General features: G+C 73.0%; 25 protein-coding genes. 12 read left to right on the top strand and 13 right to left on the bottom strand.

Annotated features, from left to right (window positions below; all coding sequences use genetic code 11):
* Positions 1–324 precede the first annotated feature (324 nt).
* The 5 genes from ACFVFQ_RS11055 to ACFVFQ_RS11075 form a co-directional block, all read right to left on the bottom strand.
* Complete coding sequence (locus ACFVFQ_RS11055) at positions 325–1,278, bottom strand: hypothetical protein (protein ID WP_383413091.1); 954 nt, start codon at positions 1,276–1,278, stop codon at positions 325–327.
* A 110-nt stretch (positions 1,279–1,388) separates the two neighbouring features.
* Positions 1,389–2,396, bottom strand: coding sequence for a hypothetical protein (locus ACFVFQ_RS11060; RefSeq protein ID WP_383412390.1), 1,008 nt, complete (start codon positions 2,394–2,396; stop codon positions 1,389–1,391).
* 19 nt (positions 2,397–2,415) lie between these two features.
* The gene (locus ACFVFQ_RS11065) at positions 2,416–3,192 is read right to left on the bottom strand and encodes an LPXTG cell wall anchor domain-containing protein (protein ID WP_383412393.1); all 777 of its coding nucleotides are present in this window, start codon (positions 3,190–3,192) and stop codon (positions 2,416–2,418) included.
* A 234-nt stretch (positions 3,193–3,426) separates the two neighbouring features.
* Entirely contained in the window at positions 3,427–3,915 is a 489-nt protein-coding gene (locus ACFVFQ_RS11070; protein ID WP_383412396.1) for an ATP-binding protein, read from the bottom strand.
* Positions 3,916–4,088: 173 nt separating this feature from the next.
* Positions 4,089–4,457 (bottom strand): STAS domain-containing protein, encoded by a 369-nt coding sequence (locus tag ACFVFQ_RS11075; protein ID WP_274915368.1) that lies wholly within the window; start codon positions 4,455–4,457, stop codon positions 4,089–4,091.
* A 272-nt stretch (positions 4,458–4,729) separates the two neighbouring features.
* Between ACFVFQ_RS11075 and ACFVFQ_RS11080 the strand changes: the two genes are divergently transcribed.
* On the top strand, positions 4,730–5,668 hold the full coding sequence (locus tag ACFVFQ_RS11080) for an RNA polymerase sigma factor SigF (protein ID WP_383412399.1): 939 nt from the start codon (positions 4,730–4,732) through the stop codon (positions 5,666–5,668).
* 116 nt (positions 5,669–5,784) lie between these two features.
* On the opposite strand, the gene hutI is transcribed toward ACFVFQ_RS11080, so the two are convergent.
* The 4 genes from hutI to hutU all read right to left on the bottom strand — a co-directional run bounded on the left by hutI (position 5,785) and on the right by hutU (position 11,286).
* On the bottom strand, positions 5,785–6,966 hold the full coding sequence (gene hutI, locus ACFVFQ_RS11085; RefSeq protein WP_383412402.1) for an imidazolonepropionase: 1,182 nt from the start codon (positions 6,964–6,966) through the stop codon (positions 5,785–5,787).
* A 74-nt stretch (positions 6,967–7,040) separates the two neighbouring features.
* Entirely contained in the window at positions 7,041–8,396 is a 1,356-nt protein-coding gene (locus tag ACFVFQ_RS11090) for a formimidoylglutamate deiminase (RefSeq protein ID WP_383412405.1), read from the bottom strand.
* Complete coding sequence (locus ACFVFQ_RS11095; protein WP_383412408.1) at positions 8,387–9,625, bottom strand: allantoate amidohydrolase; 1,239 nt, start codon at positions 9,623–9,625, stop codon at positions 8,387–8,389. The genes ACFVFQ_RS11090 and ACFVFQ_RS11095 overlap by 10 nt, the downstream gene beginning before the upstream one ends.
* On the bottom strand, positions 9,622–11,286 hold the full coding sequence (gene hutU / locus ACFVFQ_RS11100; RefSeq protein ID WP_383412411.1) for a urocanate hydratase: 1,665 nt from the start codon (positions 11,284–11,286) through the stop codon (positions 9,622–9,624). The genes ACFVFQ_RS11095 and hutU overlap by 4 nt, the downstream gene beginning before the upstream one ends.
* Before the next feature lie 233 nt (positions 11,287–11,519).
* Between hutU and ACFVFQ_RS11105 the strand changes: the two genes are divergently transcribed.
* The 5 genes from ACFVFQ_RS11105 (at position 11,520) to ACFVFQ_RS11125 (ending at position 15,798) form a co-directional block, all read left to right on the top strand.
* Positions 11,520–12,035: a hypothetical protein gene (locus ACFVFQ_RS11105; protein ID WP_383412414.1), complete on the top strand. Its 516-nt coding sequence runs from the start codon at positions 11,520–11,522 to the stop codon at positions 12,033–12,035.
* Positions 12,032–12,379, top strand: coding sequence for a transcriptional regulator (locus ACFVFQ_RS11110; protein WP_383412417.1), 348 nt, complete (start codon positions 12,032–12,034; stop codon positions 12,377–12,379). The genes ACFVFQ_RS11105 and ACFVFQ_RS11110 overlap by 4 nt, the downstream gene beginning before the upstream one ends.
* Positions 12,376–13,359, top strand: a complete 984-nt coding sequence (locus ACFVFQ_RS11115; RefSeq protein ID WP_383412420.1) for an ABC transporter ATP-binding protein — start codon at positions 12,376–12,378, stop codon at positions 13,357–13,359. Before ACFVFQ_RS11110 ends, ACFVFQ_RS11115 begins: the two co-directional genes overlap by 4 nt.
* Before the next feature lie 11 nt (positions 13,360–13,370).
* The gene (locus tag ACFVFQ_RS11120) at positions 13,371–14,339 is read left to right on the top strand and encodes an ABC transporter permease (protein WP_383412423.1); all 969 of its coding nucleotides are present in this window, start codon (positions 13,371–13,373) and stop codon (positions 14,337–14,339) included.
* A 124-nt stretch (positions 14,340–14,463) separates the two neighbouring features.
* Entirely contained in the window at positions 14,464–15,798 is a 1,335-nt protein-coding gene (locus ACFVFQ_RS11125) for a diaminopimelate decarboxylase (protein ID WP_383412426.1), read from the top strand.
* Positions 15,799–16,008: 210 nt separating this feature from the next.
* On the opposite strand, the gene ACFVFQ_RS11130 is transcribed toward ACFVFQ_RS11125, so the two are convergent.
* Positions 16,009–16,962, bottom strand: a complete 954-nt coding sequence (locus tag ACFVFQ_RS11130; RefSeq protein WP_383412429.1) for a MurR/RpiR family transcriptional regulator — start codon at positions 16,960–16,962, stop codon at positions 16,009–16,011.
* A 363-nt stretch (positions 16,963–17,325) separates the two neighbouring features.
* Between ACFVFQ_RS11130 and ACFVFQ_RS11135 the strand changes: the two genes are divergently transcribed.
* Both ACFVFQ_RS11135 and ACFVFQ_RS11140 read left to right on the top strand, forming a co-directional pair.
* Positions 17,326–18,738: a purine-cytosine permease family protein gene (locus ACFVFQ_RS11135; protein ID WP_383412432.1), complete on the top strand. Its 1,413-nt coding sequence runs from the start codon at positions 17,326–17,328 to the stop codon at positions 18,736–18,738.
* 41 nt (positions 18,739–18,779) lie between these two features.
* Positions 18,780–19,193 (top strand): hypothetical protein, encoded by a 414-nt coding sequence (locus tag ACFVFQ_RS11140; RefSeq protein WP_383412435.1) that lies wholly within the window; start codon positions 18,780–18,782, stop codon positions 19,191–19,193.
* Between the two features lie 337 nt (positions 19,194–19,530).
* On the opposite strand, the gene ACFVFQ_RS11145 is transcribed toward ACFVFQ_RS11140, so the two are convergent.
* Positions 19,531–20,919, bottom strand: a complete 1,389-nt coding sequence (locus tag ACFVFQ_RS11145) for a cystathionine beta-synthase (RefSeq protein WP_383412438.1) — start codon at positions 20,917–20,919, stop codon at positions 19,531–19,533.
* Positions 20,920–21,149: 230 nt separating this feature from the next.
* Between ACFVFQ_RS11145 and ACFVFQ_RS11150 the strand changes: the two genes are divergently transcribed.
* The 3 genes from ACFVFQ_RS11150 (at position 21,150) to ACFVFQ_RS11160 (ending at position 25,124) form a co-directional block, all read left to right on the top strand.
* Positions 21,150–22,178 carry an SGNH/GDSL hydrolase family protein gene (locus ACFVFQ_RS11150; protein WP_383412440.1) on the top strand — a complete coding sequence of 343 codons (1,029 nt, stop codon included), beginning with the start codon at positions 21,150–21,152 and terminating at the stop codon, positions 22,176–22,178.
* Positions 22,179–22,432: 254 nt separating this feature from the next.
* A complete protein-coding gene (locus ACFVFQ_RS11155; RefSeq protein ID WP_383412443.1) occupies positions 22,433–23,653 on the top strand; it encodes an acetyl-CoA C-acetyltransferase in 1,221 nt (406 codons plus the stop codon).
* 481 nt (positions 23,654–24,134) lie between these two features.
* Positions 24,135–25,124 (top strand): hypothetical protein, encoded by a 990-nt coding sequence (locus tag ACFVFQ_RS11160; RefSeq protein WP_383412446.1) that lies wholly within the window; start codon positions 24,135–24,137, stop codon positions 25,122–25,124.
* On the opposite strand, the gene ACFVFQ_RS11165 is transcribed toward ACFVFQ_RS11160, so the two are convergent.
* A complete protein-coding gene (locus ACFVFQ_RS11165; RefSeq protein WP_383412449.1) occupies positions 25,088–25,456 on the bottom strand; it encodes a hypothetical protein in 369 nt (122 codons plus the stop codon). The two genes, ACFVFQ_RS11160 and ACFVFQ_RS11165, sit on opposite strands and share 37 nt — an antisense overlap.
* Before the next feature lie 99 nt (positions 25,457–25,555).
* On the opposite strand from ACFVFQ_RS11165, the gene ACFVFQ_RS11170 reads away from it, so the two are divergent.
* The gene (locus ACFVFQ_RS11170; protein WP_383413093.1) at positions 25,556–25,783 is read left to right on the top strand and encodes a DUF4287 domain-containing protein; all 228 of its coding nucleotides are present in this window, start codon (positions 25,556–25,558) and stop codon (positions 25,781–25,783) included.
* A 97-nt stretch (positions 25,784–25,880) separates the two neighbouring features.
* Here ACFVFQ_RS11170 and ACFVFQ_RS11175 read toward each other — a convergent pair whose 3' ends face one another.
* Positions 25,881–26,732, bottom strand: coding sequence for a Bax inhibitor-1/YccA family protein (locus ACFVFQ_RS11175; protein ID WP_383412452.1), 852 nt, complete (start codon positions 26,730–26,732; stop codon positions 25,881–25,883).
* Between the last annotated feature and the right edge of the window lie 32 nt (positions 26,733–26,764).

Raw genomic sequence — 26,764 nt, forward strand, 5'->3', positions numbered from 1 at the left:
CCCTGCGTGCCGTGTTGGCCCACCAAGAGGTTGTGGCACCCACCCCGTTTTTCCCACCCCCCACGGGTGGGGACGGGCCGGTGGGGTGGGGGTGCCAGACGTAAAGCGAAGCAGTCTGGCACCCCCACCCCGGAGGACCGTCACCGCACCCCGACAGCCCCGCGCAGCGGACAACACAACCCGCCCCGCCCCGCGCAGCGGACAACAAGCCAGCGCCGCAAGGCGCAAACAACAGCAACCCGCACGGCGGGAAAGCCAACAACGTGGACGGCCCGCCAAGCGCAGCGGACCGGCGGGAAAGCCAACCACGTGGGAAGCAACCCGCTACGCGGACGGCCGCCGCGGCGCCGCGTCTGGGGCGAACCACGGCAGGACGGTGGTGGCGCCCGGCGGGTCGGTGGTACCCCCCGGTGGGGCGGTCGGTGGGCGCGAACGGTGGTTGACCACGGCCATCCCGACGCGGAAGACCGTCGTGGGAACGACCACGCACAGGAGGAGCCAGAAGAGGGTCATGCCCCAGGGGCGGCCGACCTCCCAGGGTTGTTCGACGAGGAGGCGGTCGCCGTACTTGAGGGAGACCAGGTAGTCGCCGTGGGCGCCGGCGGCCAGTTCCACCGGGAGCTTGACCTCGGCCTTGCGGCCGGCGGGGACCGTGCCGTGCCACTGCTGGTTCTCCCACTTGGGCGCGAAGACGCCGTGTGAGGTGCCGACCTTGAAGGCCGGGTCCTTGGCCGGCGCGGAGCCCAAGTTGCCGAGTGTGACGGTCAGTTCACGCTGCGGCGGGGCGCCGAACCAGGTGAGCAGCCCGCTGCTGCCAGTCAGCCGGGGCTGCGCCAGGACGGCCAGCCGGCCGGCGCTGACGTCCTGCGGCAGCGGCGCCACCGGGTGCCCGGCGACCTTGAACGCGGCGTCCGCGGCGGCCGCCTGGCCGGTCACGGTCGCCACGTGCACCACACAGGGGCAGGGCGTGGGCGGCTCGGCCACCGGGAGCGGCGCCCGGAACGCGCCGTGGTCGTCGGTGGTGGCGGTCCGACCGTCGCCGTTGGCGCAGGAGTTGGTGCCGCCGATCATGTTCTGGCCGCAGATCAGCAGCGTCAGCAGGGTGTGCGGGCGCCAGCCCTGCCCGTTGACGGTGATGCTGCCGCCGACGCCCGCCTCCTTGGAGGAGACGGCCGCGGACGGCCGGTCGGCGGGCGGGGCGGCGCTCGCGGGCGGCGCGAGTAGCCCGGGCAGTAGGGCCGGGAGCAGGGCCAGGGTGAGGGCGAGCGCCGCGCGCAGGGCGGGCCGGTGGTGCCTTCCGCGGCCGGCCCCCCGCCCGGTCCGCGGGCGCCGTCCCGCCGTTGCGCACGGTGCGGACGCCGCCGCCTCGTTGAGGCCCTTCTCGCCGTTCACGCGCGCACCCCTGATCCCGTCGTCGCGTCCTTCGTGGTGTGGGTCGTGGTCGAAGTGTCCGAAGTGGTGTCTGTAGAGGGGGCCGTTGCGTCGCGGGGCGTGGCGGCGGTGGGGTGCGGAACGGGGTGGCAAGGCGGGCCGCCGGCACCGTCGTTGGGCGGCGGGCCGTCGGTGCGGTGTCGGCGGCGCCACCACGTGGCTCCGCCGCCGGCCAGCAGGAGGAGCAGGGCGGCGGGCACGCCCCACGGGACGGCGGTGTAGCGGGCGGTGGCGGTGTCCCGCGCGCCGCCCGGCGCGGTCGCGGTGAGCGTGATGTTCGCGGCGTCCAGGGTGGGCGGGTCGGGCCAGGTCTCGGTCCGGTCGGCGCGGGCGCCGGGCGGGAGCGTGCCCGGCAGGGTGCGGGCGGGGCGGCGCAGCAGCGGCCCGAAGAGGCCGTCGGCGCGGAGCGTCAACCGCGGCCGGAGCGCGGTGTTGCCGCGGTTGACGAGGGTGTAGTGGAGCACCGCGGCGTCGCCGCTCCGGGTCACCGTGAGGTGCTCGACGGTGAGTGCGGACAGCACGGGCCCGGTCACCCGCAGCCGGAGCGGGATCCGGGTGCGGGCGGTGGGGGCGCCGCCGGTGACGGTGAGGGCGCCGGTGTGGCCGCCGGGGGCGGCGTCGCGCGGGACCGCCACGGTGAACGGCACGCTCGCCTGGGTCCGCGGCGGAACCGTCACCGTCGGCTGTGCGGGGGCGAGCCACGACCCGACGCCGTCCCCGCCCTCGCCGGCCAGCCGTACGGTGACCGGCCGGCCGGACGGGTTGCGGACGGCCAGCCGGTCGGTGAGCGCGGTGCCCGGCGGGCCCTCCAGGTAGAAGGACGTCCGGGCGGGGCCGGTCGGCGCGGCGGACCAGCCCCCCGCGGCGGGGGCGGGCGGCCGGGCCGCGGCCGCCGCGGGCCACAGCAGGACCGCGGCGACCGCGAGGGCCACGCCGGCGGCCGCGGTGCGGGGACGGGACGGCATCGGCGGCTCCCGGTGGGTGTCAGGCCCGTTGGTGACGGCGGGTCAGCCAGAGCACGCCGGCCGCGCCGGCCAGCAGCACGGTGCCGCCGAGGGTGCCCAGCGCGAGGGCGGAGTCGGCCGGTCCGGTCTGCGGCAGTTGGCCGCCGGTCGAGCCACCGGTCGAACCGCCGGCCGCGGAGCCGCCACTGGTGCCGCCGGAACTGCCGCCGGTACCGCCGGTTCCGCCGGTGGTGCCGCCGGAACTGCCGCTCGTGCCGCCGCTGCCCTTGACGTCCAGGGTGAGCGAGGGCTTGGGGTGGTTGCTCGGCGTGCAGGTCGTGGTGGTTCCCAGGGCCTTGATGGTGAGCGTGGAGGCGGTGAAGGTCACCTTGCCGCTGGCCTTCGGGGTGTACGTCCCGCTCAAGTCGCTGATCTTTATGGGGGTGTTGGCCGGAATCGCCTGGTCGTTGGGCGGCCCGGAGACCGGCACGGTGCCGTGTTCCGCGCCGCCGAGCTGGATCAGGGCGCTGGGTTTCATGGCGCCCTTGCCCAGTTCGACGGGGCTGGAGGAGACGCCCTTCTGGAACGACATCACCAGCTTGTAGGCGCTGCCGCTGGGCGTCCCCTTGATGTCGATGGGCGAGACCGCCCCTTTGTCGCCGATCGGCGTTTTGCACTGGTAGTTGACGTCGACGACCTCGGCGTGCGCGACGGGCGCGGTGAACAGCACCGCGGAGCCGGCCGCCGTTGCCGCGGCCGCGAGCAGCCCGGCCGCCCGCCGCGGCCGCCTGCCGTGCTGTGCGTGGAAGCGGGCCACCTTGAGTTCCCCTTCTCCCGGGAGAGCGCGCCGCCCCCTTTTGCTGACGGCACATCAGATTGGGCGTCAAGGTACGCCCGGGAGGTTGTCGAGGGAAGGCACCGCACAGCCCCGATGCGCGGCACCGGTCGGATCGGCCCGGAAGCTGAGCGTTCCGCGACCGCGGCGGCCGTCGGACATGACGGAGCGCGGACCTCCCGGCCCGCGCTCAACGACCTTGGCTGCGCCGCGTCTTCACGACGGGGCGGCCAGCTCCGCCCAGACGGTCTTGCCCGCCCCGTCGGCGTTGCGCACCACGCCCCAGTCCAGGCAGAGCCGTTGGACGATGAACATGCCGTGGCCGCCGGGGCGTCCGGGGCGGTGCGGGCTGCGCGGCGAGGGCGAGCCGGTGCCGAGGTCGCTGACCTCCAGGCGGAGCACCTTGGCCGCGCAGCGCAGCCGCAACTCCTCCGGGCCCTCGGCGTGCAGGCAGGCGTTGGTGACCAGTTCGGAGACGACGAGCAGCACGTCCTCGGCCGCGGCCCGTTGGTCGGCGGTGGCGGCCGGGAGCCAGCCCCAGTCCTGCAACGCCTCCCGGGCGAAGTCGCGGCCCCGCGCCACGGCGCCCCGAGTGCCCGCCAGGCGCAGCCGGCGGATCTGGCCTGCCGGGACGGCGGCGGCAGCACCGGCGCCGCCCGCCTCCGGGCCGAGATCGCCCGGCGGGTACGGCCGGGTGGTGCTCATCAGCGCTTCACCTCACCGATTCGCCTGTTCACGGACAACAGCTAACTGATCTGATTCAACGGATGTAGGTCTCTCCTGCCCGACCGGACCGTGAGAACACCCACTAGTTGGGTACGGAAGTTGTGACACCGACTACGCGCCCGGAACGCATACTTCCGGACTTCGCGGCCGGTTTAGTCGGTCAGGGCCGCGTCGACGGAGTCGTGCACCGTGAAGACGGCGTCCGCGCCGGTGATCTCGAAGACCCGGGCCACCACCGGTTGCATCCCGGCGAGATGGACGCCGCCCCCCGCGGCCTCCGCCTTCAACCGGGCACCGAGCAGGACGTTCAGACCGGTGGAGTCCATGAAGTCCAGGGGTGAGCAGTCCACTACGAGGCGTGCGTATCCGTCGTCCACGCAGCCCTCCAGTGATTCGCGCAGCAGATCCGCCGTGTGGTGATCCAACTCGCCCGCGACGGTCACGACCGCGCTGGCGCCGTGATGGCGGATTCCGACGTGAAGCCGACCCCGGCTTGCACTGCCGACCGTCCCGCGGTCCATGCGAGCGCACCCCTTTTGCTGGCTAGACGACTGTGTGGTGACGACCTTGCTTTGCGACTGCGCCTGTCGAACCCTACGCCTTCCTGACGCTGGCCGGTAGCCGTAGAAGGGGCATAGTTCCGCAATGCGGACAACTCGCACTTGCCTTCTTCCGCCGAACCCAGGTAGGCGTAGAAGGACACATTCGAAACGGCCGGCTTTGGAGGCGCCGCACACCGCAGTTCCACGCAGAGGCTTCGGCAGCCATATGCCGAGAACGATGGAGGAGACACATGTCACCCCGGCTCGACGAATTGCGTATCGAGGACGAGCACATCCCCGCTTCGTCGACACCCCGGTCGGAATCGGCCGGACATATTCCTTCCCAGTCGCACGCCGCGGTCGAAGAAACGCTGAGCGTGCCCGAACTCGACGGCCTGCCCGAGATCCCACCGTTTGACGAAGTGGGTCCGGTGGATGCCAGGGCGCTGTCGAAAACCCTCTTCGAGCGCCTGGAATCGCTGGAAGAAGGCACGCACGAATATGCCTACGTCCGTAACACCCTGGTCGAACTGAACCTCGCGCTGGTGAAGTTCGCGGCCTCCCGGTTCCGCTCCCGCAGCGAACCGATGGAGGACATCGTCCAGGTCGGCACCATCGGTCTGATCAAGGCGATCGACCGTTTCGAACTCACCCGCGGCGTCGAATTCCCGACCTTCGCGATGCCGACCATCGTCGGCGAGATCAAGCGTTTCTTCCGCGACACGAGCTGGTCGGTGCGGGTTCCCCGACGGCTTCAGGAACTCCGCCTGGACCTGGCCAAGGCGGGCGACGAACTGGCGCAGAAGCTGGACCGTGCACCCACGGTCGGCGAACTCGCCGAACGCCTCGGCCTCACCAAGGAAGAGGTCATCGAGGGCATGGCCGCGAGCAACGCGTACACCGCGAGCTCGCTGGACGCCCAGCCCGAGGAGGACGACAGCGAAGGCGCGCTGGCGGACCGGATCGGCTACGAGGACCACGGCCTCGAAGGCATCGAGTACGTCGAGTCCCTGAAGCCGCTGATCGCCGAACTCCCCTCTCGGGACCGGAAGATCCTCTCGCTGCGCTTCGTGGCCAATATGACGCAGTCCGAGATCGGCGAGGAGCTGGGCATCTCGCAGATGCACGTCTCCCGGCTGCTCTCGCGCACCCTCGTCCGGCTCCGCAAGGGCCTGATGATCGACGAATAGCCCGCGGTCGGGGCCGACCGGCGAGGTCGGCCGACGCCCGTGCACACGAGGGCCCGCCCCGGAAACGTCCGGGACGGGCCCTCAGTGCGTCCGGGGCGTCCTTGGAACGGTCCTCCTCAGAGGCGAACGCCGCGGTGCCAGACGTCCGTTACCAGCGGCACGCCGGGCCGGTAGGCGAGGTGGACGTGGGAGGGCGCGTCCAGCAGGACCAGGTCGGCGCGGGCACCGGGGGCGATCCGGCCGACGTCGGTGCGGCGCAGCGCCCGGGCGCCGCCGGCGGTGGCCGACCACACCGCCTCGTCCGGCGTCATCCCCATGTCGCGCACGGCCAGCGCGATGCAGAACGCCATGGAACTGGTGAAGGACGAGCCGGGGTTGCAGTCGGTGGACAGCGCCACGGTGGCGCCCGCGTCCAACAGCGGGCGGGCGTCGGGCCATTGGGCGCGGGTGGAGAACTCGGCGCCCGGGAGGAGCGTGGCGACGGTGTCGGACTGGGCCAGCGCGTCGACGTCGGCGGGGGTGAGGTGGGTGCAGTGGTCGGCGGAGGCGGCATCCAGTTCGACCGCGAGCTGGACGCCGGGACCGTGGCCGAGTTGGTTGGCGTGCACCCGGGGCGTGAGGCCCCTGGCCCGGCCGGCGGTGAGGACGGCGCGGGCCTGGTCGCCGTCGAAGGCGCCGCGCTCGCAGAAGACGTCCACCCAACGGGCGTGCGGGGCACAGGCGTCGAGCATCGGCCCGGTGACCAGCTCGACGTAGCCGGCCGGGTCGTCGGCGTAGTCCGGCGAGACGATGTGGGCGCCCAGGAAGGTCACCTCGTCGGTGTGGGCGGCGGCGATCCGCACCGCCCGCGCCTCGTCCTCGACGGTCAGGCCGTAGCCGGACTTGATCTCCTGGGTGGTGGTGCCCTGGCGGAGGCCCTCGGCGAGGTAGCGGGCGACGTTGGCGTGCAGCGCGTCGTCGGCGGCGGCGCGGGTGGCGGCGACGGTGGTGCGGATGCCGCCGGCGGAGTAAGGCCGCCCGGACATCCGGGCGTTGAACTCCTCGGTGCGGTCGCCGGCGAACACCAGGTGGGAGTGGGAGTCGACGAAGCCGGGCAGGCCGGCGCGGCCGCCGGCGTCGACGGCGTTGTCAGTGGCGGGTGCTTTGCTGGAGGGACCGACCCAGGCGATGCGGTCGCCGTCGATGACGACCGCGGCGTCCTGGAGCAGACCGAGGGGGCCTTCACCGAGGGAGGGGTCGTTGGTGACGAGCTGGGCGATGTGGGTGATCGCGGTGGTCGGCGCGGAAGTCGTCGTCATCGCGGGGGTGTTCTCCTTCGTCCGCGGGCGGCGCGGGCGGCGCGGGTCTGGGGATGGCTGGGGTCAGGCGCGGGTCAGCCGCGCACGGCGGCGATGGCCTGCGCGAGGGCGGTGGGCACGTCGGGCACGCCGGTGTGCCGCCCGTCGCGGACGGTCCACCGGCCGCCCACGAGGGTGTGCCGCACATCGGCTGCGGTGGCGGCGAATACGGCCGTCTCGCCGCCCAGTCGGGGCGGTGGGCCGGCGGTGCGCACGGAGTCCAGTGCGAGCGTGGTGAGGTCGGCGAGCGCGCCGGTCTCGATGGCGCCCGCGTCGTCCCAGCCCAGCGCGGCGTGCCCGTCGGTGGTGGCGGCGCGCAGCAGGGCCGCGGCGGTCCAGTGGCCCCGGGTGCGGGTGCGCAGCCGCTCGTTCAGCTCCATGGCGCGGGCCTCTTCGAGCAGGTCGATGACGGCGTGGCTGTCGCTGCCGAGGGAGAGCGGGCTGCCCTGTTCCTGGAGCGTCGCGGCCGGGCCGATGCCGTCGGCGAGGTCCCGCTCGGTGGTCGGGCACATGCATACGCCGGTGCCGCTGCCGCCGAGCAGGGCGATGTCCCCGTCGGTGAGGTGGGTGGCGTGCACGGCCGTGGTGCGCGGACCCAACACGCCGTGCTCGGCGAGGAGTTGGGTCGGGGTGCGGCCGTGGGCGGCGCGGCAGGCGTCGTTCTCGGCGGTCTGCTCGGAGAGGTGGACGTGCAGCGGCGCCCGCCGCCGCTCGGCCCAGGTGGCGACGGTGCCCAACTCCCCGGCGGGCACGGCGCGCACGGAGTGCACGGCGGCGCCGACCTTGGCCAGCTCGCCGCCCTTGAGCGCGTCGGCGCGCTCGGCCCAGGCGTGGGCGGTGCCGTCGGAGAAGCGCAGTTGGTGGCGGTTGGGCGGGTCGCCGAAGCCGGCGGAGAGGTAGGCGGTGTCGAGGAGGGTGATCCGGATGCCGGCGTCGGCGGCGGCCGCGAGCAGCGCTTGGCCCATCGCGTTGGGGTCGTCGTAGCGGGTGCCGCCGGGTGCGTGGTGCAGGTAGTGGAATTCGCCGACGCAGGTGATGCCGGCGAGCGCCATCTCGGCGTAGGCGGCGCGGGCCAGGGCGTAGTAGCTGTCGGGGGTGAGCCGGTCGGCGACGTCGTACATCACCTCGCGCCAGGTCCAGAAGGTGCCGGCGCCCACCTGCACGGTGCCGCGCAGCGCGCGGTGGAAGGCGTGACTGTGGGCGTTGGCCAGGCCCGGGAGGGTCAGGCCGTGGAGCGCCTCGGCGCCCGGCGGGGGCGCCTGGGTCCCCGGGTGGACGGCCGTGATCCGCCCGTCCGCCACCTCCACGGTCACGCCCGACTCGACGTGCGCGCCGAGCCAGGCGTGTTCGAGCCAGTACGTCGTCGGTGTTGCCTGCGGCGTCAGCGGCACGCCAGCCCCTCCAGTACGTCGGCGAGTGCGGTGACCCCGGCGACGCAGTCGTCCTCCGTTGCGGCCTCGGCGGGCGAGTGCGAGACACCGGTGGGGTTGCGGACGAACAGCATGGCCGTGGGGACGGTCGCGGACAAAATACCCGCGTCGTGTCCGGCGCCCGTGCCCAGCACCGGGACCGGCCGGTCGCCCTGTTTGCCGAGCAGCGCGCCCAGTTCGTCCCGCAGGGCGTGTCGGAACTCCACGACGGGGGTGAAGGACTCGCGGACGACGTCCAGGTCGATGCCATCGCGGGCGGCCCGCTCGGCGGCGGCCCGCTCGATCCCGGTGACCACGGTGTCCAGGCTGTCCTGGCCGGCGGCCCGGGCGTCCAGCCAGCCGCGGACCAGCGACGGGATGGCGTTGACGCCGTTCGGTTCGACGCTGACCTTCCCGAAGGTGGCCAGGGCGCCGGCCAGTCGGGCCTGTTCACGGGCGGCAAGCACGGTCGCGGCGTAGGTGAGCATCGGGTCGCGGCGGTCCGCAAGGCGCGTGGTGCCGGCGTGGTTGGCCTCCCCCCGGAAGTCGAACCGCCAGCGGCCGTGCGGCCAGATGGCGGAGGCGATGCCGACCGGGTCCCCGGACAGGTCGAGCGCGCGGCCCTGTTCGACGTGGAGCTCGACGAACGCGCCGATGGCGGCGAGCCGTTCCGGGTCCGGGCCGATCGCCTCCGGGTCGTATCCGGCGCGCTCCATGGCCTGCGGGAGGGTGACGCCGTCCCCGTCGCGGAGCCGGTGCGCGGCCTCTGGGGTCAGCGCGCCGGCGGAGAGCCGGGAGCCGACACAGGCGAGGCCGAAGCGGGCGCCCTCCTCGTCGCCGAAGTTGACGATCGCCAGCGGCTTGGCGAACTGGACGCCCCGCGCCCGGAGTTCGTCGAGCGCGGCGAACGAGGAGACCACGCCGAGGGGGCCGTCGAAGGCGCCGCCGTCCGGGACGGAGTCCAGGTGCGAGCCGGTGACGACGGCGTCGCCGGGGGCCACGTCCCGGTAGCCGGTGGCGCCGAGCCAGGCCCACTGGTTGCCGTTGCGGTCCAGTTCGTAGGCGAGCTGGCGGGCCTCGGCCTGGGCGCGGAACCACGCGCGGCAGTCGGCGTCCGCGCCGGTCCAGGCGAAGCGGCGGTAGCCGCCGGAGGCCGCGTCGCGACCCAGCGGCCGCAACTCCCCCCACATGTCGAGGAAGGAGGAGGTCACGCGCCCTCGCCCTCGCGCATCGGGATGCGGACGCCGCGCTCGGCGGCGACCTCCTCGGCGCGCTCGTATCCGGCGTCGACGTGCCGGATGACGCCCATGCCGGGGTCGTTGGTGAGCACCCGGCGGATCTTCTCGCCGGCCAGCGCGGTGCCGTCGGCGACGGTGACCTGCCCGGCGTGGATCGAGCGGCCCATGCCGACGCCGCCGCCGTGGTGCAGGGAAACCCAGGAGGCGCCGGAGGCGACGTTGACCATGGCGTTGAGCAGCGGCCAGTCGGCGATCGCGTCCGAGCCGTCCTTCATGGCCTCGGTCTCGCGGTAGGGCGAGGCGACGGAGCCACAGTCGAGGTGGTCGCGGCCGATGGCCAGCGGCGCCTTCAGGGTGCCGTCGGCGACCATCTCGTTGAACCGCTCGCCGGCCCTGTCGCGTTCGCCGTAGCCGAGCCAGCAGATCCGGGCGGGCAGGCCCTGGAAGTGGACCCGCTCGCCGGCCATCGTGATCCAACGGGCCAGCGACTCGTTCTCGGGGAAGAGGTCGAGGATGGCGCGGTCGGTGGCCGCGATGTCGGCCGGGTCGCCGGAGAGCGCCGCCCAGCGGAACGGGCCCTTGCCCTCGGCGAAGAGCGGCCGGATGTAGGCGGGGACGAAGCCGGGGAAGGCGAACGCCCTCTTGTAGCCGGCGAGTTGGGCCTCGCCCCGGATGGAGTTGCCGTAGTCGAAGACCTCGGCGCCGGCGTCCATGAAGCCGACCATGGCCTCGACGTGCTGGGCCATCGACGCGCGGGCGCGCTGGGTGAAGTCGGCGGGCTCCTTCGCCGCGTAGGCCGCCATGTCGGCGAAGTCGATGCCCAACGGCAGGTAGGCCAGCGGGTCGTGGGCGCTGGTCTGGTCGGTGACGATGTCGATCGGGGCGCCCTCGGCGAGCAGCCGCGGCAGGAGTTCCGCGGCGTTGCCGAGCAGCCCGATGGAGAGCGGCTTGCGCTTGTCGCGGGCCTCGACGGCCAGTTGGAGGGCGTGCCGGACGTCGTCGGCCTTGACGTCGAGGTAGCGGTGCGCGATGCGCCGCTCGATGGCGCGCGGGTCGCAGTCGATGCAGATCGCGACGCCGTCGTTCATGGTGACGGCGAGCGGCTGGGCACCGCCCATGCCGCCGAGCCCGGCGGTGAGGGTGATGGTGCCGGCGAGCGTGCCGCCGAACTTCTTCGCCGCGACCGCCGCGAAGGTCTCGTAGGTGCCCTGGAGGATGCCCTGGGTACCGATGTAGATCCACGAACCGGCCGTCATCTGCCCGTACATGGTCAGGCCGAGCGCCTCCAGGCGGCGGAACTCCTCCCAATTGGCCCAGTCGCCGACGAGGTTGGAGTTGGCGATCAGCACCCGCGGCGCCCACTCGTGCGTCTGCAGCACGCCGACCGGCTTACCGGACTGGACGAGCATCGTCTCGTCCTGCTTGAGCGTGGTCAGGGTGCGCACCATGGCGTCGAAGGAACGCCAGTCGCGGGCGGCCTTGCCGGTGCCGCCGTAGACGACGAGTTGGTCGGGGTGCTCGGCGACCTCCGGGTCGAGGTTGTTCTGGAGCATGCGCAGGGCGGCCTCCTGCTGCCATCCCCGTGCGCTCAGTTCCGTTCCGCGCGGCGCCCGCACGGGTCGCGGTCCCGACATGGGCCGTGCCTCCCTGACCTCGATTGGATTGACCTATTCGCAGTCTGGAGGCACTGAATATCGCTAGTCAACAGGGCGCGGCGGCATCTTTCCCCAGGCGCGAAACTTGACTTGCCCGGCGGGAAAGTCGGTGCTAGCTTTCCTGGTAGGAAAGTTGAACGGGGGCCGCCGCCGGCGTCTCCCGTGCCGTCCGACAACGGACCGTCCGACACGTCTACGGGGAGGCGAAGGACATGACGACACCGGTGGATGCCGAGCGGGCCTGGCAGGATCTCCAGCGCATCCGGATCCCTCAGGAGCGGGTGTACGACGAGGTCGAGCGCTGCGCCACCGGCGACCGGCGCTCGACGTATCTGATGGCCGCCATCATGTGGATCTACCTCGCCAGCATGGGCTTCGACCTCCCGGTGTGGGGCACCTTCCTGGCCCTCGCCGCGTATCTGGCCATCCTGACGACCCTGATCGTCATCTACAGCCGCCGACCGCGGGTGAAGCTGCACCGCTCGCGGTACAGCTGGCGCAGCATCGCCACCTTCTTCGCCGGCGGATTGATCAGCGGCGGCACGATCATGGTCACCAGCCTCCTGACCCACTGGCTGGCGCTGCCCTACGGGAGCCTGATCCAGGCCACGGTCTCCGCCGGCGCCTTCGTGCTCTTCGTCGGGCCGGCCAACCGCTGGGCGGTCAGCCCGCTGCGCGGCCGCGCCCTCCGTGACCGCCCCCTGCACCCCAAGGAGTTGGGCCGATGAGCACCCCCTCCGGTTTCGACGAACTGATCCACCCCTCCACCCGCTTGTCCGTGGTGGCCCTGCTCGCCGCCACCGAATGGGCCGACTTCCCGTTCCTCCGCGACAGTCTCTCGCTCAGCGACTCGGCGCTCTCCAAGCAGCTGCACACGCTGGAGGAGGCCGGCTATCTGGAGATCCGCAAGGAGGGGGGCGGCCGCAAGCGCCGCACCAAGGTGCGGCTGACCAGCCGCGGCCGCACCGCCTTCGAGGGCCATGTCGCCGCCCTCCGCGCCATCGTCGAGGGCGCGGGCACCACCGCCGCGACCGCCCCGGCGCCCCCGCAGCACGCGGAGGCCGGCCGATGACCACCACCGCACGCCCGGAGAGCAGCACGATGACCACACCCACCGCCCCGGCCGGCGCCCCGCCGGTCGTCGAGGTCCGCGGCCTGCGGATGTCCTACGGCAGTACCGACGTCCTGCGCGGCGTCGATCTGGACATCCGGCGCGGCGAGATCCTCGCCCTGCTCGGGCCGAACGGCGCGGGGAAGACCACCACCGTCGAGATCCTGGAGGGCTTCCGACAGCGGTCCGCCGGCGAGGTCCAGGTCCTCGGCGCGGACCCGGCCCGCGCCGACGACGCCTGGCGCGGCCGGATCGGGCTGGTCCTGCAGTCCTGGCGCGACCACCGCCGCTGGCAGGTCGCCGAGCTGCTGACGCACTTCGCGACGTACTACCCCCACCCCCGCGATCCGGCCGCGCTGTTGGAGCTGGTCGGGCTCACCGGGCAGGCCCGACAGCGCGTCGACCGGCTCTCCGGCGGCCAGCGTCGCCGCCTGGACGTGGCGCTCGGCATCGTCGGCCGCCCCGAGCTGCTGTTCCTGGACGAGCCCACCACCGGCTTCGACCCCGAGGCGCGCCGCGCCTTCCACGACCTGGTCGAGCGGCTGGCCCGCGAGGAGGGCGTCACGATCCTGCTGACCACCCACGACCTCGCCGAGGCCGAGCGGTTGGCCGACCGGATAGCCATGCTGGTCGACGGCCGGATCCGGGCCTGCGGCCCCCCGGTCGAGCTGGCCCGGCGAGCCGCCGCGCAGGCCGAGGTCCGCTGGACGGCGCCCGACGGCACTCCCCGGCGCGAGCGCACCGCGGACCCGTCCCGTCTGGTGTGGGAACTGCACCGCGAGGCGGCCGGGCCGATCGCGGACCTGGAGGTGCGTCGGCCGACGCTGGAGGACACCTACCTCCACATGGTCCACGGGCAGGACGACGGTCGAGGCGAGGACGACGAGCACCGCGCCGGCGCGGGGGCCGGCGGCGACACGGGGGAGGCGGCAGCAGCATGAGGGGGACGGACATGACGACGGCCACGACGGCAACCGCGACGGCCACCACGACAACGGCCGCGCCGGGTCGGGCCGGCCAGGGCGGCCCGGGCCGGGGAGCGGGAGCCGCCGGCGGGGCGCGTCCCGCGCGGCTGCGCCCCTGGCGGGCGGGGCTGCGGCGCGGCTCCATCGAGGTGCGCCATCTGCTGCGCAACCGCAAGGAGTTGAGCGGCTATCTCTCCAATGTGGTGGTGGCCCTGCTGCTCGCCGGCTTCATCAACGACGACGTGCCCGGCACCAAGGTCCCCATGGCGCATCTGACGCTGGCCGGCTTCTCCGCCTATCTGCTGTTCCAGATCGGCCTGCTCAACCTCCCGCAGATCCTGGTGACCGAGCGCGAGGAGGGCACCCTGCTGCGGCTGCGGGCCACCCCCGGCGGCATACCGGCCTATCTGATCGCCAAGTCGCTGCTGATCGTGACCGTGGCGGTGAGCACCCTGGTGATCCTGTTCGGCGTCGGCGCGGTGCTGGTGGACGGCCCGCTGCCGCACGGCCTTGGTGGCTGGTTGACGCTGGTGTGGGTCACCGCGCTCGGGCTGCTCGCCGTGGTCCCGTTGGGCGCGGCGATCGGGGCGGTGCTCCCCAATCCGCGCGAGGCACTGGCGTTGATCATGCTGCCGTCGATGGCCCTGCTGATCACCTCGGGCGCGATGTTCCCGATAACCAAGATGCCGGCGCTGGTGCAGAACATCGCGTCGGTCTTCCCGCTCCGGTGGATGGCGCAGGGCCTGCGCGCGGCCCTGCTGCCGGACGCCGCCCGCGCCGCGGAGCCGGCCGGCTCCTGGCAACTGCCGACGGTGGCGCTGGTTTTGGCCGGCTGGGCGGTGCTGGGCTTCCTCCTGGCGGTCCCGCTGCTGCGTCGCGCGGCCCGCCGCGAGTCCGGCTCCCGGCTGACCGCCCGACAGGACAAGGCCCAGCTCAGCGGCGCCCCGGCGGCGTAGCGGGGCGGTCGGCGGGGCCCGGCCGGGACGGACACCAGGCACCCCCGGGCCCTCCACCACCCCTTCACTCCACAGGGCCCGTTCTCCGTGGCGCGGGGCCCCCGCCGAATGATGAAGTTGACCCATGACCTTCACGGACCGAGACCGCGCCGTACAGGCGGCCATCGCCCAGGGGCTGGTCGGCCCCGGCCAGCCCGTGGTCGGCCTGCTCGACGTCGCCGGCATCCGCCGGTCGGCGGCCGAACTCCGCGCCGCCTTCGCGGAGTTCACCGCGCCGGGCACCCAGGTGCTGCACGCGTTCGCGGTCAAGGCGGCCTCGCTGGTGCCGGTGCTGCGGTTGCTGGCCCAGGAGGGGATCGGCTGTGAGGTGGCGAGCCCCGGCGAGTTGGCGCTGGCCCGGGCCGCCGGGGTCCCGGCCCGGCACACCGTCCTGGACTCCCCCGCCAAGACCCTCCCCGAGCTCCGTGAGGCGCTGGCCCTGGGCATCGCGGTCAACGTCGACAACCACGAGGAACTCTCCCGGATCGACCGGATGATGGCCTCGGCCCCATCCACCGCGCCGATAGGGCTGCGGGTCAATCCGCAGCTCGGCGGCGGCGCCATCGGCGCGATGAGCACCGCCACCGACACCTCCAAGTTCGGCATCCCGCTGCGCGATCCGGGCGCCCGCGAGTGGATCGTCCGGGCCTGCCTGGACCGCCCGTGGCTGACCAGGCTGCACGCCCATGTCGGCTCGCAGGGCATGCCGCTTCCGCGGATGGCGGAGGGCGTCCGGGCGCTCTACGACCTCGCCGAGGAGATCAACGAGCAGGCCGGCAGCGCCCGGATCACCACCCTCGACATCGGTGGCGGCCTGCCCGTCAACTTCTCCTCCGACGCCGTCACCCCGACCTACCGCGAGTACGCGGCCCTCCTCCGCTCGACGGTGCCCGGCCTGTTCTCCGGGCGCTACGGCCTGGTCACCGAGTTCGGGCGGTCGTTGCTGGCCAAGCACGGGATGGTGCTGGCCCGGGTGGAGTACGCGAAGTGGGCCGGCGGCCGGCCGATCGCCGTCACCCACGCCGGGGCCCAGGTCGCCACCCGCACGGTCTTCGCCCCGGCCTCGTGGCCGATCCGGGTGGCGGCGTACGACGCCAAGGGCCGCCCGAAGAACGGGGCGCCGGTCCCGCAGGACATCGCCGGCCCGTGCTGCTTCGCCGGCGACCTGGTCGCCGAGAACCGCCCGCTCCCCCTCCTGGAATCCGGCGACCACGCCGCCCTCCTGGACACCGGCGCGTACTACTTCTCCACCCACTTCGCCTACAACGCCCTCCCCCGCCCCGGCATCTACGGCTACGCCCCGGGCCCCGACGGCACCCACCGCTTCGCCACCGTCCGCACCCCCCAGACCCTGGACGACATCACCGCCGAAGCCGGCGCCGAACACGCCAACGAGCTGCGGCAGTTGGCACTGGGATAAGAGACGCGCGCCAGCCTCGGGCTCCGGGCTCCGGGCTCCGGGCTCCGGGCTCCGGGCTCCGGCGCAGGGTCGGGCATCCCCATGGCGGTGCACCACCACGACCACGCACGACCAGGCACCACCCCAACCACGCACGCCCGCGCCCACACCGTTCGCGCCGGGACGGAGCGCCGGGGCAGACCGCCAGGGCAGACCGCCGGGCGCAGGGGATCACTCCACGAACAGGCCGCGTTCCGCTGCCTTGGTGTCGAACTCCTCCAGGCGGGCCTGGGCGTCCGGGAGGTCGTCGCACATCGCCTCCAACAGGACGCGGCCCAGGAGCATCGGGGCGCAGGCGGTGTCGAAGGCCAGGCCGGTGCCGACCGGGGCCGGGAGGAGCAGGTCGGTGTGGCGGGCGACCGGGGCGAACGCGCTGTCGGCGACGGTGACGACGGTGAGCCCGGCGCCGCCGGCGTAGGCGAGGGCGTCGACGACCTCGCGGGGGTGGCGGGGCAGTGCGAAGCAGAGGAGGACGCTGGCGCCGGCGTGCACCGCGGCGTCGATGCGGTCGGTGAGCATGGTGCCGCCCTCGTCGAGCAGCCGGACGTCGGGGTGGACCTTCCGCGCGAAGTACGCGAAGCCGGCGGCCTGGGCGGTGGCGGCCCGTAGGCCGAGCACCGGGAGCGGGCGGGAGGCGGCGAGCAGCCGGCCGGCCTCGGTCACCGGCGTCGGGTCGGCGAGGGCGTCGGCCAGGTGCCGGAGGTTGTCGATCTCCGCCTGGACGGCCTGCTGGTACTCGTTGTACGCGCCGGGTGCGGCCGGCTTCTCGGCGGGCGCGACGTCGCGCAGGTGGCGGCGGAGCGCCGGGTAGCCGTCGAAGCCGAGCGCGACCGCGAAGCGGGTGACGGACGGCTGGCTGACACCGGCCAGTTCGGCCAGTTCGACGCTGGAGAGGAAGGGCGCGTCGGCGGCCCGCCGCACCATGCAGTGGGCGATCCGGCGCTGGGTGGGGGTCAGCCGGTGCCCCTCGAAGAGCCGTTGGAGACGGGTGGCGGTGCCGGTGCCGGCGGTGACAGCAGTGGCAGCGTCGTCGGCGGCGCCGCCCGCCGCCGGGTGTCCCGCCGCGTCCGTCCGCCGCGCCTGCGTCCCGTCCCTGCGGACGCCGTTGTCCCCGTCCCCGCTCATCGCCTCTTCTTCCCGGCCCGGTCCGGGGCCTTGACGTCGGTCCACCGACTGTACGGAATTCCCGGCCCGCGGCGGTCCCGGGTGCCGGGTGGCAGGGGCGTGGCGGCTCGGAGGCCGACGGGCGCCCCCTCCGCATCGGACGGAACGAACCCCGCAAACCCCGCCGACCCGGCCAAGACGACCGAGCCGCCGGCAGCCCCCAACAGATGATCCCCGCCCGCCTATTGACCTCCCATTCACCTCCCCCGATCCTGCATGAATCCATACACCCCGCAGGTCCCCCCAGGTCCCCCGGCAGATCTCCCGCAGTACCCCAACCCCCAACACCCCACCCACCCCCGACCAGAGCGAAGAGGCGGTCCCATGGCAGGCGTGATCGAACGGCGCTCGATCGACGTCGTCCCGGACGACGAACGACACGGCAGCGCGGTCAGCCAGTTCACCCTCTGGCTCGGCGCCAACCTCCAGATCACCGCCGTCGTCACCGGCGCGCTGGCCGTGGTCTTCGGGGCCGGCGCCCTCTGGGCGCTGATCGGGCTGCTGTTGGGCAACCTCGCGGGCGGGGCGGTGATGGCGCTGCACTCCGCGCAGGGGCCGCGGCTCGGGCTGCCACAGATGATCACCTCGCGGGCGCAGTTCGGGGTGCGCGGGGCGGTGGTCCCGCTGGCCCTGGTCATCGTGATGTACATCGGGTTCTTCGCCAGCGGCAGCGTGCTGGCCGGGCAGGCGGTGGGCGAGCTGACGCACCTCGGTCCGACCGTCGGGATCGTGCTGTTCGCCGCGGTCACCGCCCTCGCCGCGGCCGTCGGCTACCGCCTGATCCACCTGCTCGGCAAGGTCGCCGGCCTGGTCTGCGCGCTGGCCTTCGTCTACCTCGGCGTCCGGCTGCTCCAGCGCGCCGACCTCGCCACGCTGCTGCACGACCACCGCTTCGGGCTGCCGGTGTTCCTGCTGGCGATCTCGCTCTCGGCCTCCTGGCAGCTGGCGTTCGGCCCGTACGTCGCGGACTACTCCCGCTATCTACCGCGCCACACCTCGACCCGGGCGACGTTCTGGTGGACGCTGGGCGGCTCCGTCCTGGGCGCGCAGTGGTCGATGACGTTCGGGGCGCTGGCGGCCGCCGCGGCGCCGGCGGCGTTCGTCGGCCACGAGGTCGGCTATCTCGTCGGGTTGGGCGGCACCGGGCTGATCGCCTCGTGCCTCTACTTCGTCATCGCCCTCGGCAAGCTCACCATCAACATCCTCAACACCTATGGCGGCTTTATGTCGTTGGTGACCAGTGTCAGCGGCTTCCGGGGCCAGCGGACCCTCTCGGCGCGCGGCCGGTCCGCGTACATCGCCGGAATCATGGTGGCCGGCACCGCCGTCGCCCTGGTGGGCAAGGACTCCTTCCTCACCTCCTTCAAGGACTTCCTGCTCTTCCTGCTGACGTTCTTCACGCCCTGGTCGGCGATCAACCTGGTCGACTACTACCTGCTCTCCAAGGAGCGCTACGACATCCCGGCGCTGCATGACCCCGAGGGCCGCTACGGCGCCTGGAACGTCGGCGCACTGACCGTCTACGTCCTCGGCGTGCTGGCCCAACTCCCCTTCCTGGCCACCACCTTCTACACCGGCCCGCTGGTCGGTCCGCTCGGCGGCGCCGACGTCTCCTGGCTGGTCGGCCTGGCGGTGCCCGCCGCCGTGTACTGGCTCACCGCCCGCCGCGACACCGCGCGGCTCGTCGCCCTTGAGGCGCCCACGGAGCGGGCGGCCCCCGCCGGATTGGGGGGCTAGCCCTACCGCGCCGCCGCCGGCCCGCCCGTAATCTCGGCGGTATGGCGACACACGACCCCGAGCTGAGGAAAGAACTCGACGCGACCCTCCAGACGCGCAAGGAGCTGGGGCCGGAGTACGAGTCGGAGCTGCTGGAGTCCTTCCTGGAGAAGCTGGACCAGACCGTCGACCGGCGGGTGCGGCGGCAGTTGGCCGAGCAGCAGATGCAGGTGGCCCGCGGTGCGCAGCCACCGCGCCGGGCGGACGCCGGCACCGAGTTCTGGCAGCGCTTCGCGGTCGCCGTGGTCTCCCTGGTGCTGGCCATCCCGCTCTCCGCGATCGCGGTGGTCAACGCGGGGCTGGTCGGCCTGCTGGTGTGCTGGGCGGGCGTGGTCGGCGTCAACGCCGTGCACAGCCTGGGGCTGCGGGCGGTGTTGCTGCACCGGATCGGGCGGCGCGACGAGCCCGTGAACTGACCCCGGGCGAAGGCGGGTTGACGCGGGCCGACGGCCAGAAGCCGGGGCAGCCGGGGAAGAAGATCGCGGGGACCGCCGTCCCCCGGCCGGAGCCGGGGGCGGGACGACGGCGGTCCCCGCACGAGACGCGATCCGGGTCAGGGCCGGTCCTCGCATCCTGGCGATCGTGGAGGTCCGGGAGCCGCTCCGGAGGTCCGTATCGCCTGCACTTCACTGTGCCGCAGAAGTGTTAAGCGGGTGCTGCCAGGACGTGACGCATACGTACATCTTGCGGCGACGGGACGTTTCCTGACGGACACTTGACGCCGGGGCGGGGACACCGCCCCGGCGTCCGCGGCTACTTGCCGGCGCCGCGCGCCAGGTAGGCCAGCAGGTCCTGCCGGCTCACCACGCCCTTGGGCTTGCCCTCGACGAGGACGATCGCCGCGTCGGCGTTCTCCAGCACCGCCATCAGGTCGGCCACCGGCTCGCCCGAGCCGACCTGCGGCAGCGGCGGGCACATGTGCTTCTCCAACGGGTCGCTCAGCGAGGCGCGCTGGGCGAACAGCGCGTCCAGCAGCTCCCGTTCGACGACCGAGCCGATGACCTCGGCGGCCATCACATCGGGGTGCCCGGCGCCCGGCTTGACGATCGGCATCTGCGAGACGCCGTACTCGCGCAGCACGTCGATGGCCTCGCCGACGGTCTCCTCGGGGTGCATGTGCACCAGGGAGGGCAGCTCGCCCTCCTTGTACTGGAGGACCTCGCCGACCCGGGCGGCGGTGCCGCTCTCCTCCAGGAAGCCGTAGTCGGCCATCCACTCGTCGTTGAAGATCTTCGAGAGGTAACCGCGGCCGCTGTCCGGGAGCAGGATGACGAGCACGTCGTCCGGCCCGAGCCGCTCGGCGACCCGCAGGCCGGCCACCACGGCCATCCCGCAGGAGCCGCCGACCAGCAGGCCCTCCTCCTTGGCCAGCCGCCGGGTCATCTGGAAGGCGTCCTTGTCCGAGACCGCCACGATCTCGTCGGCGACCGTGCGGTCGTAGGCGGTCGGCCAGAAGTCCTCGCCGACGCCCTCGATCAGGTACGGCCGGCCGGAGCCGCCGCTGTAGACGGAGCCCTCCGGGTCGGCGCCGATGACCTTGACCTTGCCGTCACTGACGTCCTTCAGATAGCGGCCGGTGCCGCTGATGGTGCCGCCGGTGCCGACGCCGGCCACGAAGTGGGTGATCCGCCCGTCGGTCTGCTCCCACAGCTCAGGCCCGGTGCTCTCGTAGTGCGAGCGCGGGTTGTTGGGGTTGCTGTACTGGTCGGGCTTCCAGGCACCGGGCGTCTCGCGCACCAGCCGGTCGGAGACGTTGTAGTAGGAGTCGGGGTGCTCGGGGTCGACCGCCGTCGGGCAGACCACCACCTCGGCACCGTAGGCCCGCAACACATTGATCTTGTCCGTCGAGACCTTGTCCGGGCAGACGAAGATGCACTTGTAGCCCTTCTGCTGGGCCACGATCGCCAGCCCCACGCCCGTGTTGCCGGAGGTCGGCTCCACGATGGTGCCGCCCGGCTGCAACTCACCGGACTCCTCGGCCGCCTCGATCATCCGCAGGGCGATCCGGTCCTTGACCGATCCCCCTGGATTGAAGTACTCGACCTTCACCAGGACGGTCGCCTGGATCCCTTGAGTGACATTGTTGAGCCGCACGAGCGGGGTGTTGCCGACGAGCTCAATCATCGAATCGTAAAACTGCACGGTGGTCTCCGCGGTCGGGGGCACGCTCTCCTGCGCCGCGCCCGTGCAGCCAGCCTATTGCCCTGGTGGACCTTGGGCCCAAGGCCGCATCCCGGGGGCTCCATCAGGGGCCCGGAGCGTTGCGCGGCGGCCCGGAACGGGCACCACCTTGGTGAAGGAGTTCTTGCCTCATCCGAGCGCGTCCGGCCCCCGCCGCGGCGCGCCCGCGCTGCACGGGGAGGTACCGGCCGATGGCGACGACGGTGATGACGGGGTCCAGGGCGAGGGTTGCGCGACGGATCGCCACCGCGGCCGCGTTCGGCGGCGGCGGGATCGGGCTGCTGGGCGTGGCCGGCGTCGGGCTGCTGCTGACCGAGGTCCGGCTCGCCCGCCGCACGGTCGGCGGCTCCAGCGACGTCCCGCCGTGCGCCGACGGCCGCTACGGCGCCGCCTTCGGCCACCGCACCGACCGACCCCCGCTGCGCCTGGGCTTCCTCGGCGACTCCACCGCGGCCGGCCAGGGCGTCCACCGCCGCTCGCAGACCCCCGGCGCGCTGCTCGCCTCCGGCCTCGCCGCGCTCGCCGAACTCCCCGTCGACCTGCGCAACGTCGCGCTGCCCGGCGCCCGTTCCGACGACCTGCCCCGCCAGGTGGAGCTGCTGCTGGCGGACGGCGAGCAGGCCCCCGACGTCTGCGTCGTGATGATCGGCGCCAATGACGTCACCCGCCGGCTGCCGCCCGCGGACTCGGTGCGGCACCTGTCCGAGGCGGTGCGGACGCTGCGCGCGGCCGGCTGCGAGGTCGTCGTCGGCACCTGCCCCGACCTGGGCACCATCGAGCCGGTCAACCAGCCGCTGCGCTGGGTGGCGCGCCGGCTCTCCCGGCAGTTGGCGGCCGCGCAGACCATCGGCGTGGTGGAGAACGGCGGCCGGACGATCTCGCTCGGCGCGCTGCTGGGCCCGGAGTTCGAGGCGCGCCCCAGGGAGCTGTTCGGCCCGGACAACTACCACCCCTCGGCCGAGGGTTACGCCACCGCCGCGATGGCCATGTTCCCGACGGTGTGCGCGGCGCTCGGGCTGTGGCCCGAGGAGGAGCGGCCGGAGCCGGCCCGGCGGGAGGGCATCCTCCCGGTCGAGCAGGCCGCCGCCCGGGCCGCCTCCGAGGGCGGCACCGAGGTCACCGCCTCCCGCGCCCCCTGGGCCCTGCTCAAGCACCGCCGGCGCCGCCAGCTCCCGGCACCGGAGGAGGCCGCGGAGGAACGGCCGTCCGTCACGGGATAGGGCCCGTCCGACCCTGACCCCTCGGACGGGCCCTGGGCGCGGCGCTCGACCCCAGGGGGAATAGCCCGACCACCCCACCCGTTCCCATAAGCGCCCGCTTAGAAAAGAGGCCCGCATCACAGCGCACACCCCGTGACCTCTTGCACTACGTGCAGGTAACTTCCCAGACGGTCCGCCCTGTTCGCGCCCCGTCGCCGACCGCCGCCACGGGACGGGGCACCGGACGCCGCACCTACTCACCCCTTGGAGCCGTGATGCCCGAAGCCGTGATCGTCTCAGCCGCCCGCTCCCCGATCGGCCGCGCCTTCAAGGGCTCGCTCAAGGACCTGCGCCCGGACGACCTCACCGCCACGATCATCGAGGCCGCCCTGGCCAAGGTCCCCGAGCTCGACCCGACCGACATCGACGACCTGATGCTCGGCTGCGGTCTGCCCGGCGGCGAGCAGGGTCACAACCTCGGCCGCATCGTGGCCGTCCAGATGGGGATGGACCACCTCCCGGGCTGCACCATCACCCGTTACTGCTCCTCCTCACTCCAGACGACGCGGATGGCGCTGCACGCCATCAAGGCCGGCGAGGGCGACGTCTTCCTCTCGGCGGGCGTCGAGGCCGTCTCGCGCAGCGTCAAGGGCAGCTCCGACGGTCAACCCGACACCCACAACCCGCTCTTCGCGGAGGCCGAGGCGCACACCGCCGCCCGCGCCGAGCAGGAGGGCACCGACTGGCACGACCCGCGCGAGGACGGCCGGATCCCGGACGCGTACATCGCGATGGGGCAGACCGCGGAGAACCTCGCCCGCTTCAAGGGCATCACCCGCCAGGAGATGGACGAGTTCGGCGTCCGGTCGCAGAACCGCGCCGAGCAGGCGATCAAGGACGGCTTCTGGGAGCGGGAGATCACCCCGGTCACGCTCCCCGACGGCACGGTCGTGGCCAAGGACGACGGTCCGCGGGCCGGCGTCACCCTGGAGGGCGTGCAGGGCCTGAAGCCGGTGTTCCGCCCCGACGGCCTGGTCACCGCCGGCAACTGCTGCCCGCTGAACGACGGCGCCGCGGCGCTGGTGATCATGTCCGACACCAAGGCCCGCGAGCTGGGCCTGACCCCGCTGGCCCGGATCGTCTCCACCGGCGTCTCCGCGCTCTCCCCCGAGATCATGGGCTACGGCCCGGTGGAGGCCAGCAGGCAGGCCCTGAAGCGCGCCGGCCTGTCGGTCTCCGACATCGACCTGGTGGAGATGAACGAGGCGTTCGCCGCCCAGGTGATCCCCTCCTACCGCGACCTGGGCATCGACGAGGACCGGCTGAACGTCAACGGCGGCGCGATCGCCGTCGGCCACCCCTTCGGCATGACCGGCGCCCGGATCACCACCACCCTCATCAACTCCCTCCAGTGGCACGACAAGCAGTTCGGCCTGGAGACCATGTGCGTCGGCGGCGGCCAGGGCATGGCGATGGTGATCGAGCGGCTGAGCTGAGCCGTAGCGCAGCGAAGGCGAAGTTCGGCGCGACCACAAGCACGCGCGGCTGAGCTGAGCGACGCGAGCACGCGTGCCTAGAGGGTGCGTGGGAAACGGACCAACTGCCGTTCCCCGCGCACCCTTCGCGCTCACCCGGGCACCCTCCGCGACGACGCGTGACCCAGGCCACTCGGTGACAAGATCGCGACCCAATCGCCCCCAGGATTGTGACCAACATCCCGACGGAACAGCGTTCTTGCAGCTCAGCCATGGGGCACCACACCTCACGAGCCCCTAACTGCGCCCCATTTCAGGACATACCACCCTGCGAACGGTCGCCGACCTAGGTCACGCTGTTGTAGGAAGTCGGAGAACAATCTGCTATCGGGAGTACGCCGGTGACCGGTCCGCGAGAGTGTGTGCGTATGCCCGGAAGTGAGCGAACCACCGAAAGGTGCGCCCCTCGCGAGGCGGGGCTTGAGCGAAGCGAGGTTTCGGCATGACTGTCACCACCCTCGTCCTGCTGCTGGCCGCGGCAGTCGGCGTGGTGCTGGGCGCCGCCGCCCTGCACACCGCCCGGGCACTGCGCCGCCAGCTCACCGCGCTGCACGCCGAGCTCGTCGCCGTGCGCGCGGAGGCCACCGGCACGACCGCCGCGGCGGTCCCGGCGGCCCGTGGCGTGCCGGCCGTCGAGACCCCGCTCGCGGACATACGCGCCGCCGTCGCGGACGCGCTGGCCGAGGAGCGGGAGCGGGAACTGGCCGAGGCGCGCGCCTTCTGGGCCGCCCAGGAGGCCCGGGACGCCGCGGACGCGCCGTCGCTGTCCGGCCCGCTGCCCAGCTTCGACGACGGCCCGCTCGACGGCCGCGAGGGGCGCCGGGAGCACACCGAGCGGCTGGACCTGGACGGCGAGGGCGGCCATCCGTTCGTGCCGCGCCAGGCCGATCTGGCCGGGCTGGAGTCGCTGTTGGGCCCGGAGGTTTTGGAGCCGCTGCCCGCGCTGGAGCCCGTCGAGGCGCTGGAATCGGTGGAGTCGCTGGAGGCGTTGGAGTCCGTCGAGGCCCTGGAGGCCCTGGACGCGCCGGAGTTCGAGCTGGCCGAGGAGACCGAGTCCGCCGAGCTGGCCGCCGCCCGCCGGCGCCACCCCTCGCACCCGGACTTCTCCCCCGCCCCCGCGGTCGGCGACCACGAGCGCACCGTCGCGCGCCTGACCGAACTGGCCGACGAGGGCACCCCGCTCTCCGACGTCCGCCCCGGCCCGCTGGGCACCCTGGACGTCTACGTCTTCGCCGACGGCACCACGCTCTGTCTGACCCCCGGACACCGCGAGACCGCCGAGAGCGTCGCCGAGGCGCTGCGCGACGGCCACGCCCCGGTGCTGCTTGGTGGCTCGGGCATCTCCGGCGCCTATGCGCTGACGTTCTCCTGGGGCGCGCGCCGCGACGAGAACGTCTACATCCTCGCCGACCGGGTCATCGCCTCGCTCTGAGCGACCTCCCGCACCCGCCGCACGGCCCCCGCCAACTCCTTTGCGGGGGCCGCATTCGCGTCAGCTTCCCCGCCCGCCGCGGCGGCCCGCAGCGCCTCGACGAGGTCGTGGCCGGCCACCGCCAACTGGTCACCGACCGCGAACATCCCGGCGTCCGGGAGTTCCACCGGCCGCTGCCCGGGGCGTTCGATACGCTGCGCGCGGTTCGCCAACTCCCGCGCCAGCGCCAGCCCTTCGGCCGCGGCACCGCGGCCGAGGGCGCTCTGCGGCAGCGCCCTCAGGCGGTCGGCGAGCGCGTCCACGGCGGTCTGCAAAGGCGTCACGTCAAGCACGTCGTGAGCCTAAGCGCAACTCACGGGTGGTTGCCAATGCCCGAACGCTCAGGCACGGTGAGCGGAAGAACCAGCATCGACCGCGTCCGGGAGGCGCCGATGTCCCAGTCCTTCTCCGAAGAAACCCACCGGAACATGCTCTCCCGTATCCCGCACTGCACCGGCAGGGATATCTCAGAATGGCTCCGCACCGTCGACGAAGGCCCCGCCCTGATCCGCTTCGACGAAAAGGTGAGCTGGTTGCGCGGCGCGCACGACCTCTCCTACGGCCACGCCAAGGCGATCGTGCATGAACACGATCTCCGGCGCGCCGCCCGCAAGTTGTAAACCCCGGCGACGCACCGCGTCCACAACGCGCGAGGGGCCCGCGGGCAGTCGCCCACGGGCCCCTCGTCCGTCTCGTGCGGTGGGGTGTCGATCCGCGTCAGTCGCCGCGCAGGATCGAGATCAGCCGCAGCATCTCCCAGTAGATCCACACCAGGGTCATGGTCAGGCCGAACGCGGCCAGCCAGGACTCCTCGCGCGGCGCGCCGTAGGCGATGCCGTCCTCGACCTGCTTGAAGTCCATGGCGAGGAAGGCCGCGCCGAGGCAGATGCCGACGACGCCGAAGAGGATGCCCAGGCCGCCGCTGCGGAAGCCGAGGCCGTCACCCCCGCCGAACACCATGAACAGCAGGTTCACCAGCGACAGCAGCACGAAGCCCAGCGCGGCGATCATCACGAAGCGGGTGAACCGCTCGGTGACCCGCACGATCCGGGTCTTGTAGGCGATCAGCATGGCGACGAACACCGCCATCGTGCCCAGCACCGCCTGCATCGGCGCGCCGCTGAGCTTCGGCAGGCCGTTGAGGAAGCCGCTGAGCGCGCCCAGGAAGACGCCCTCGAGCGCCGCGTAGCCCAGGATCAGCGCCGGGACCGGCTTGCGCATGAAGGACTGGATGAAGCCCAGCACCGTCGCCGCCAGGCCGGCCCCGATGGCGAAGCCGAGCTGGCCGGTGAGGAACAGCCAGCCGACGGTGGCGCCGACGATGACCGTGCCGAGCGTCAGGCCGGTGCGCGTGACGACGTCGTCCATCGTCATCGGGCGGGTCTGCGGGGTGTGCTGCGGCGCGTACTGCGGCGCCTCGGTGGCGTACGGGTTGGTCCCCGCGTACGGGTTGGCTCCGGCGTAGGGGTTGGCGGCGGGGCCCCCGGCCTGCGGCGGCGCGTTGAAGCCCGCGTAGCCGGTGCCTCGGCTGAACCCCCGTCGCGAGAAGACCGGGTTGCTGCTCCTCATCTCACTCCTCCATGGCCGCCCTGCGCGGCCTT

Origin of the sequence: Streptomyces sp. NPDC057743 (assembly GCF_042798755.1) — a bacterium.
Taxonomy (GTDB): Bacteria; Actinomycetota; Actinomycetes; order Streptomycetales; family Streptomycetaceae; genus Streptomyces.

Coding starts and splice junctions, on each gene's coding strand:
- ACFVFQ_RS11060 (WP_383412390.1), bottom strand. CDS start 2,396: ATGCCGTCCCGTCCCCGCACCGCGGCCGCCGGCGTGGCCCTCGCGGTC.
- ACFVFQ_RS11070 (WP_383412396.1), bottom strand. CDS start 3,915: ATGAGCACCACCCGGCCGTACCCGCCGGGCGATCTCGGCCCGGAGGCG.
- ACFVFQ_RS11075 (WP_274915368.1), bottom strand. CDS start 4,457: ATGGACCGCGGGACGGTCGGCAGTGCAAGCCGGGGTCGGCTTCACGTC.
- ACFVFQ_RS11080 (WP_383412399.1), top strand. CDS start 4,730: ATGTCACCCCGGCTCGACGAATTGCGTATCGAGGACGAGCACATCCCC.
- hutI (WP_383412402.1), bottom strand. CDS start 6,966: ATGACGACGACTTCCGCGCCGACCACCGCGATCACCCACATCGCCCAG.
- hutU (WP_383412411.1), bottom strand. CDS start 11,286: ATGTCGGGACCGCGACCCGTGCGGGCGCCGCGCGGAACGGAACTGAGC.
- ACFVFQ_RS11105 (WP_383412414.1), top strand. CDS start 11,520: ATGACGACACCGGTGGATGCCGAGCGGGCCTGGCAGGATCTCCAGCGC.
- ACFVFQ_RS11110 (WP_383412417.1), top strand. CDS start 12,032: ATGAGCACCCCCTCCGGTTTCGACGAACTGATCCACCCCTCCACCCGC.
- ACFVFQ_RS11115 (WP_383412420.1), top strand. CDS start 12,376: ATGACCACCACCGCACGCCCGGAGAGCAGCACGATGACCACACCCACC.
- ACFVFQ_RS11120 (WP_383412423.1), top strand. CDS start 13,371: ATGACGACGGCCACGACGGCAACCGCGACGGCCACCACGACAACGGCC.
- ACFVFQ_RS11125 (WP_383412426.1), top strand. CDS start 14,464: ATGACCTTCACGGACCGAGACCGCGCCGTACAGGCGGCCATCGCCCAG.
- ACFVFQ_RS11130 (WP_383412429.1), bottom strand. CDS start 16,962: ATGAGCGGGGACGGGGACAACGGCGTCCGCAGGGACGGGACGCAGGCG.
- ACFVFQ_RS11135 (WP_383412432.1), top strand. CDS start 17,326: ATGGCAGGCGTGATCGAACGGCGCTCGATCGACGTCGTCCCGGACGAC.
- ACFVFQ_RS11140 (WP_383412435.1), top strand. CDS start 18,780: ATGGCGACACACGACCCCGAGCTGAGGAAAGAACTCGACGCGACCCTC.
- ACFVFQ_RS11150 (WP_383412440.1), top strand. CDS start 21,150: ATGGCGACGACGGTGATGACGGGGTCCAGGGCGAGGGTTGCGCGACGG.
- ACFVFQ_RS11155 (WP_383412443.1), top strand. CDS start 22,433: ATGCCCGAAGCCGTGATCGTCTCAGCCGCCCGCTCCCCGATCGGCCGC.
- ACFVFQ_RS11160 (WP_383412446.1), top strand. CDS start 24,135: ATGACTGTCACCACCCTCGTCCTGCTGCTGGCCGCGGCAGTCGGCGTG.
- ACFVFQ_RS11170 (WP_383413093.1), top strand. CDS start 25,556: ATGTCCCAGTCCTTCTCCGAAGAAACCCACCGGAACATGCTCTCCCGT.
- ACFVFQ_RS11175 (WP_383412452.1), bottom strand. CDS start 26,732: ATGAGGAGCAGCAACCCGGTCTTCTCGCGACGGGGGTTCAGCCGAGGC.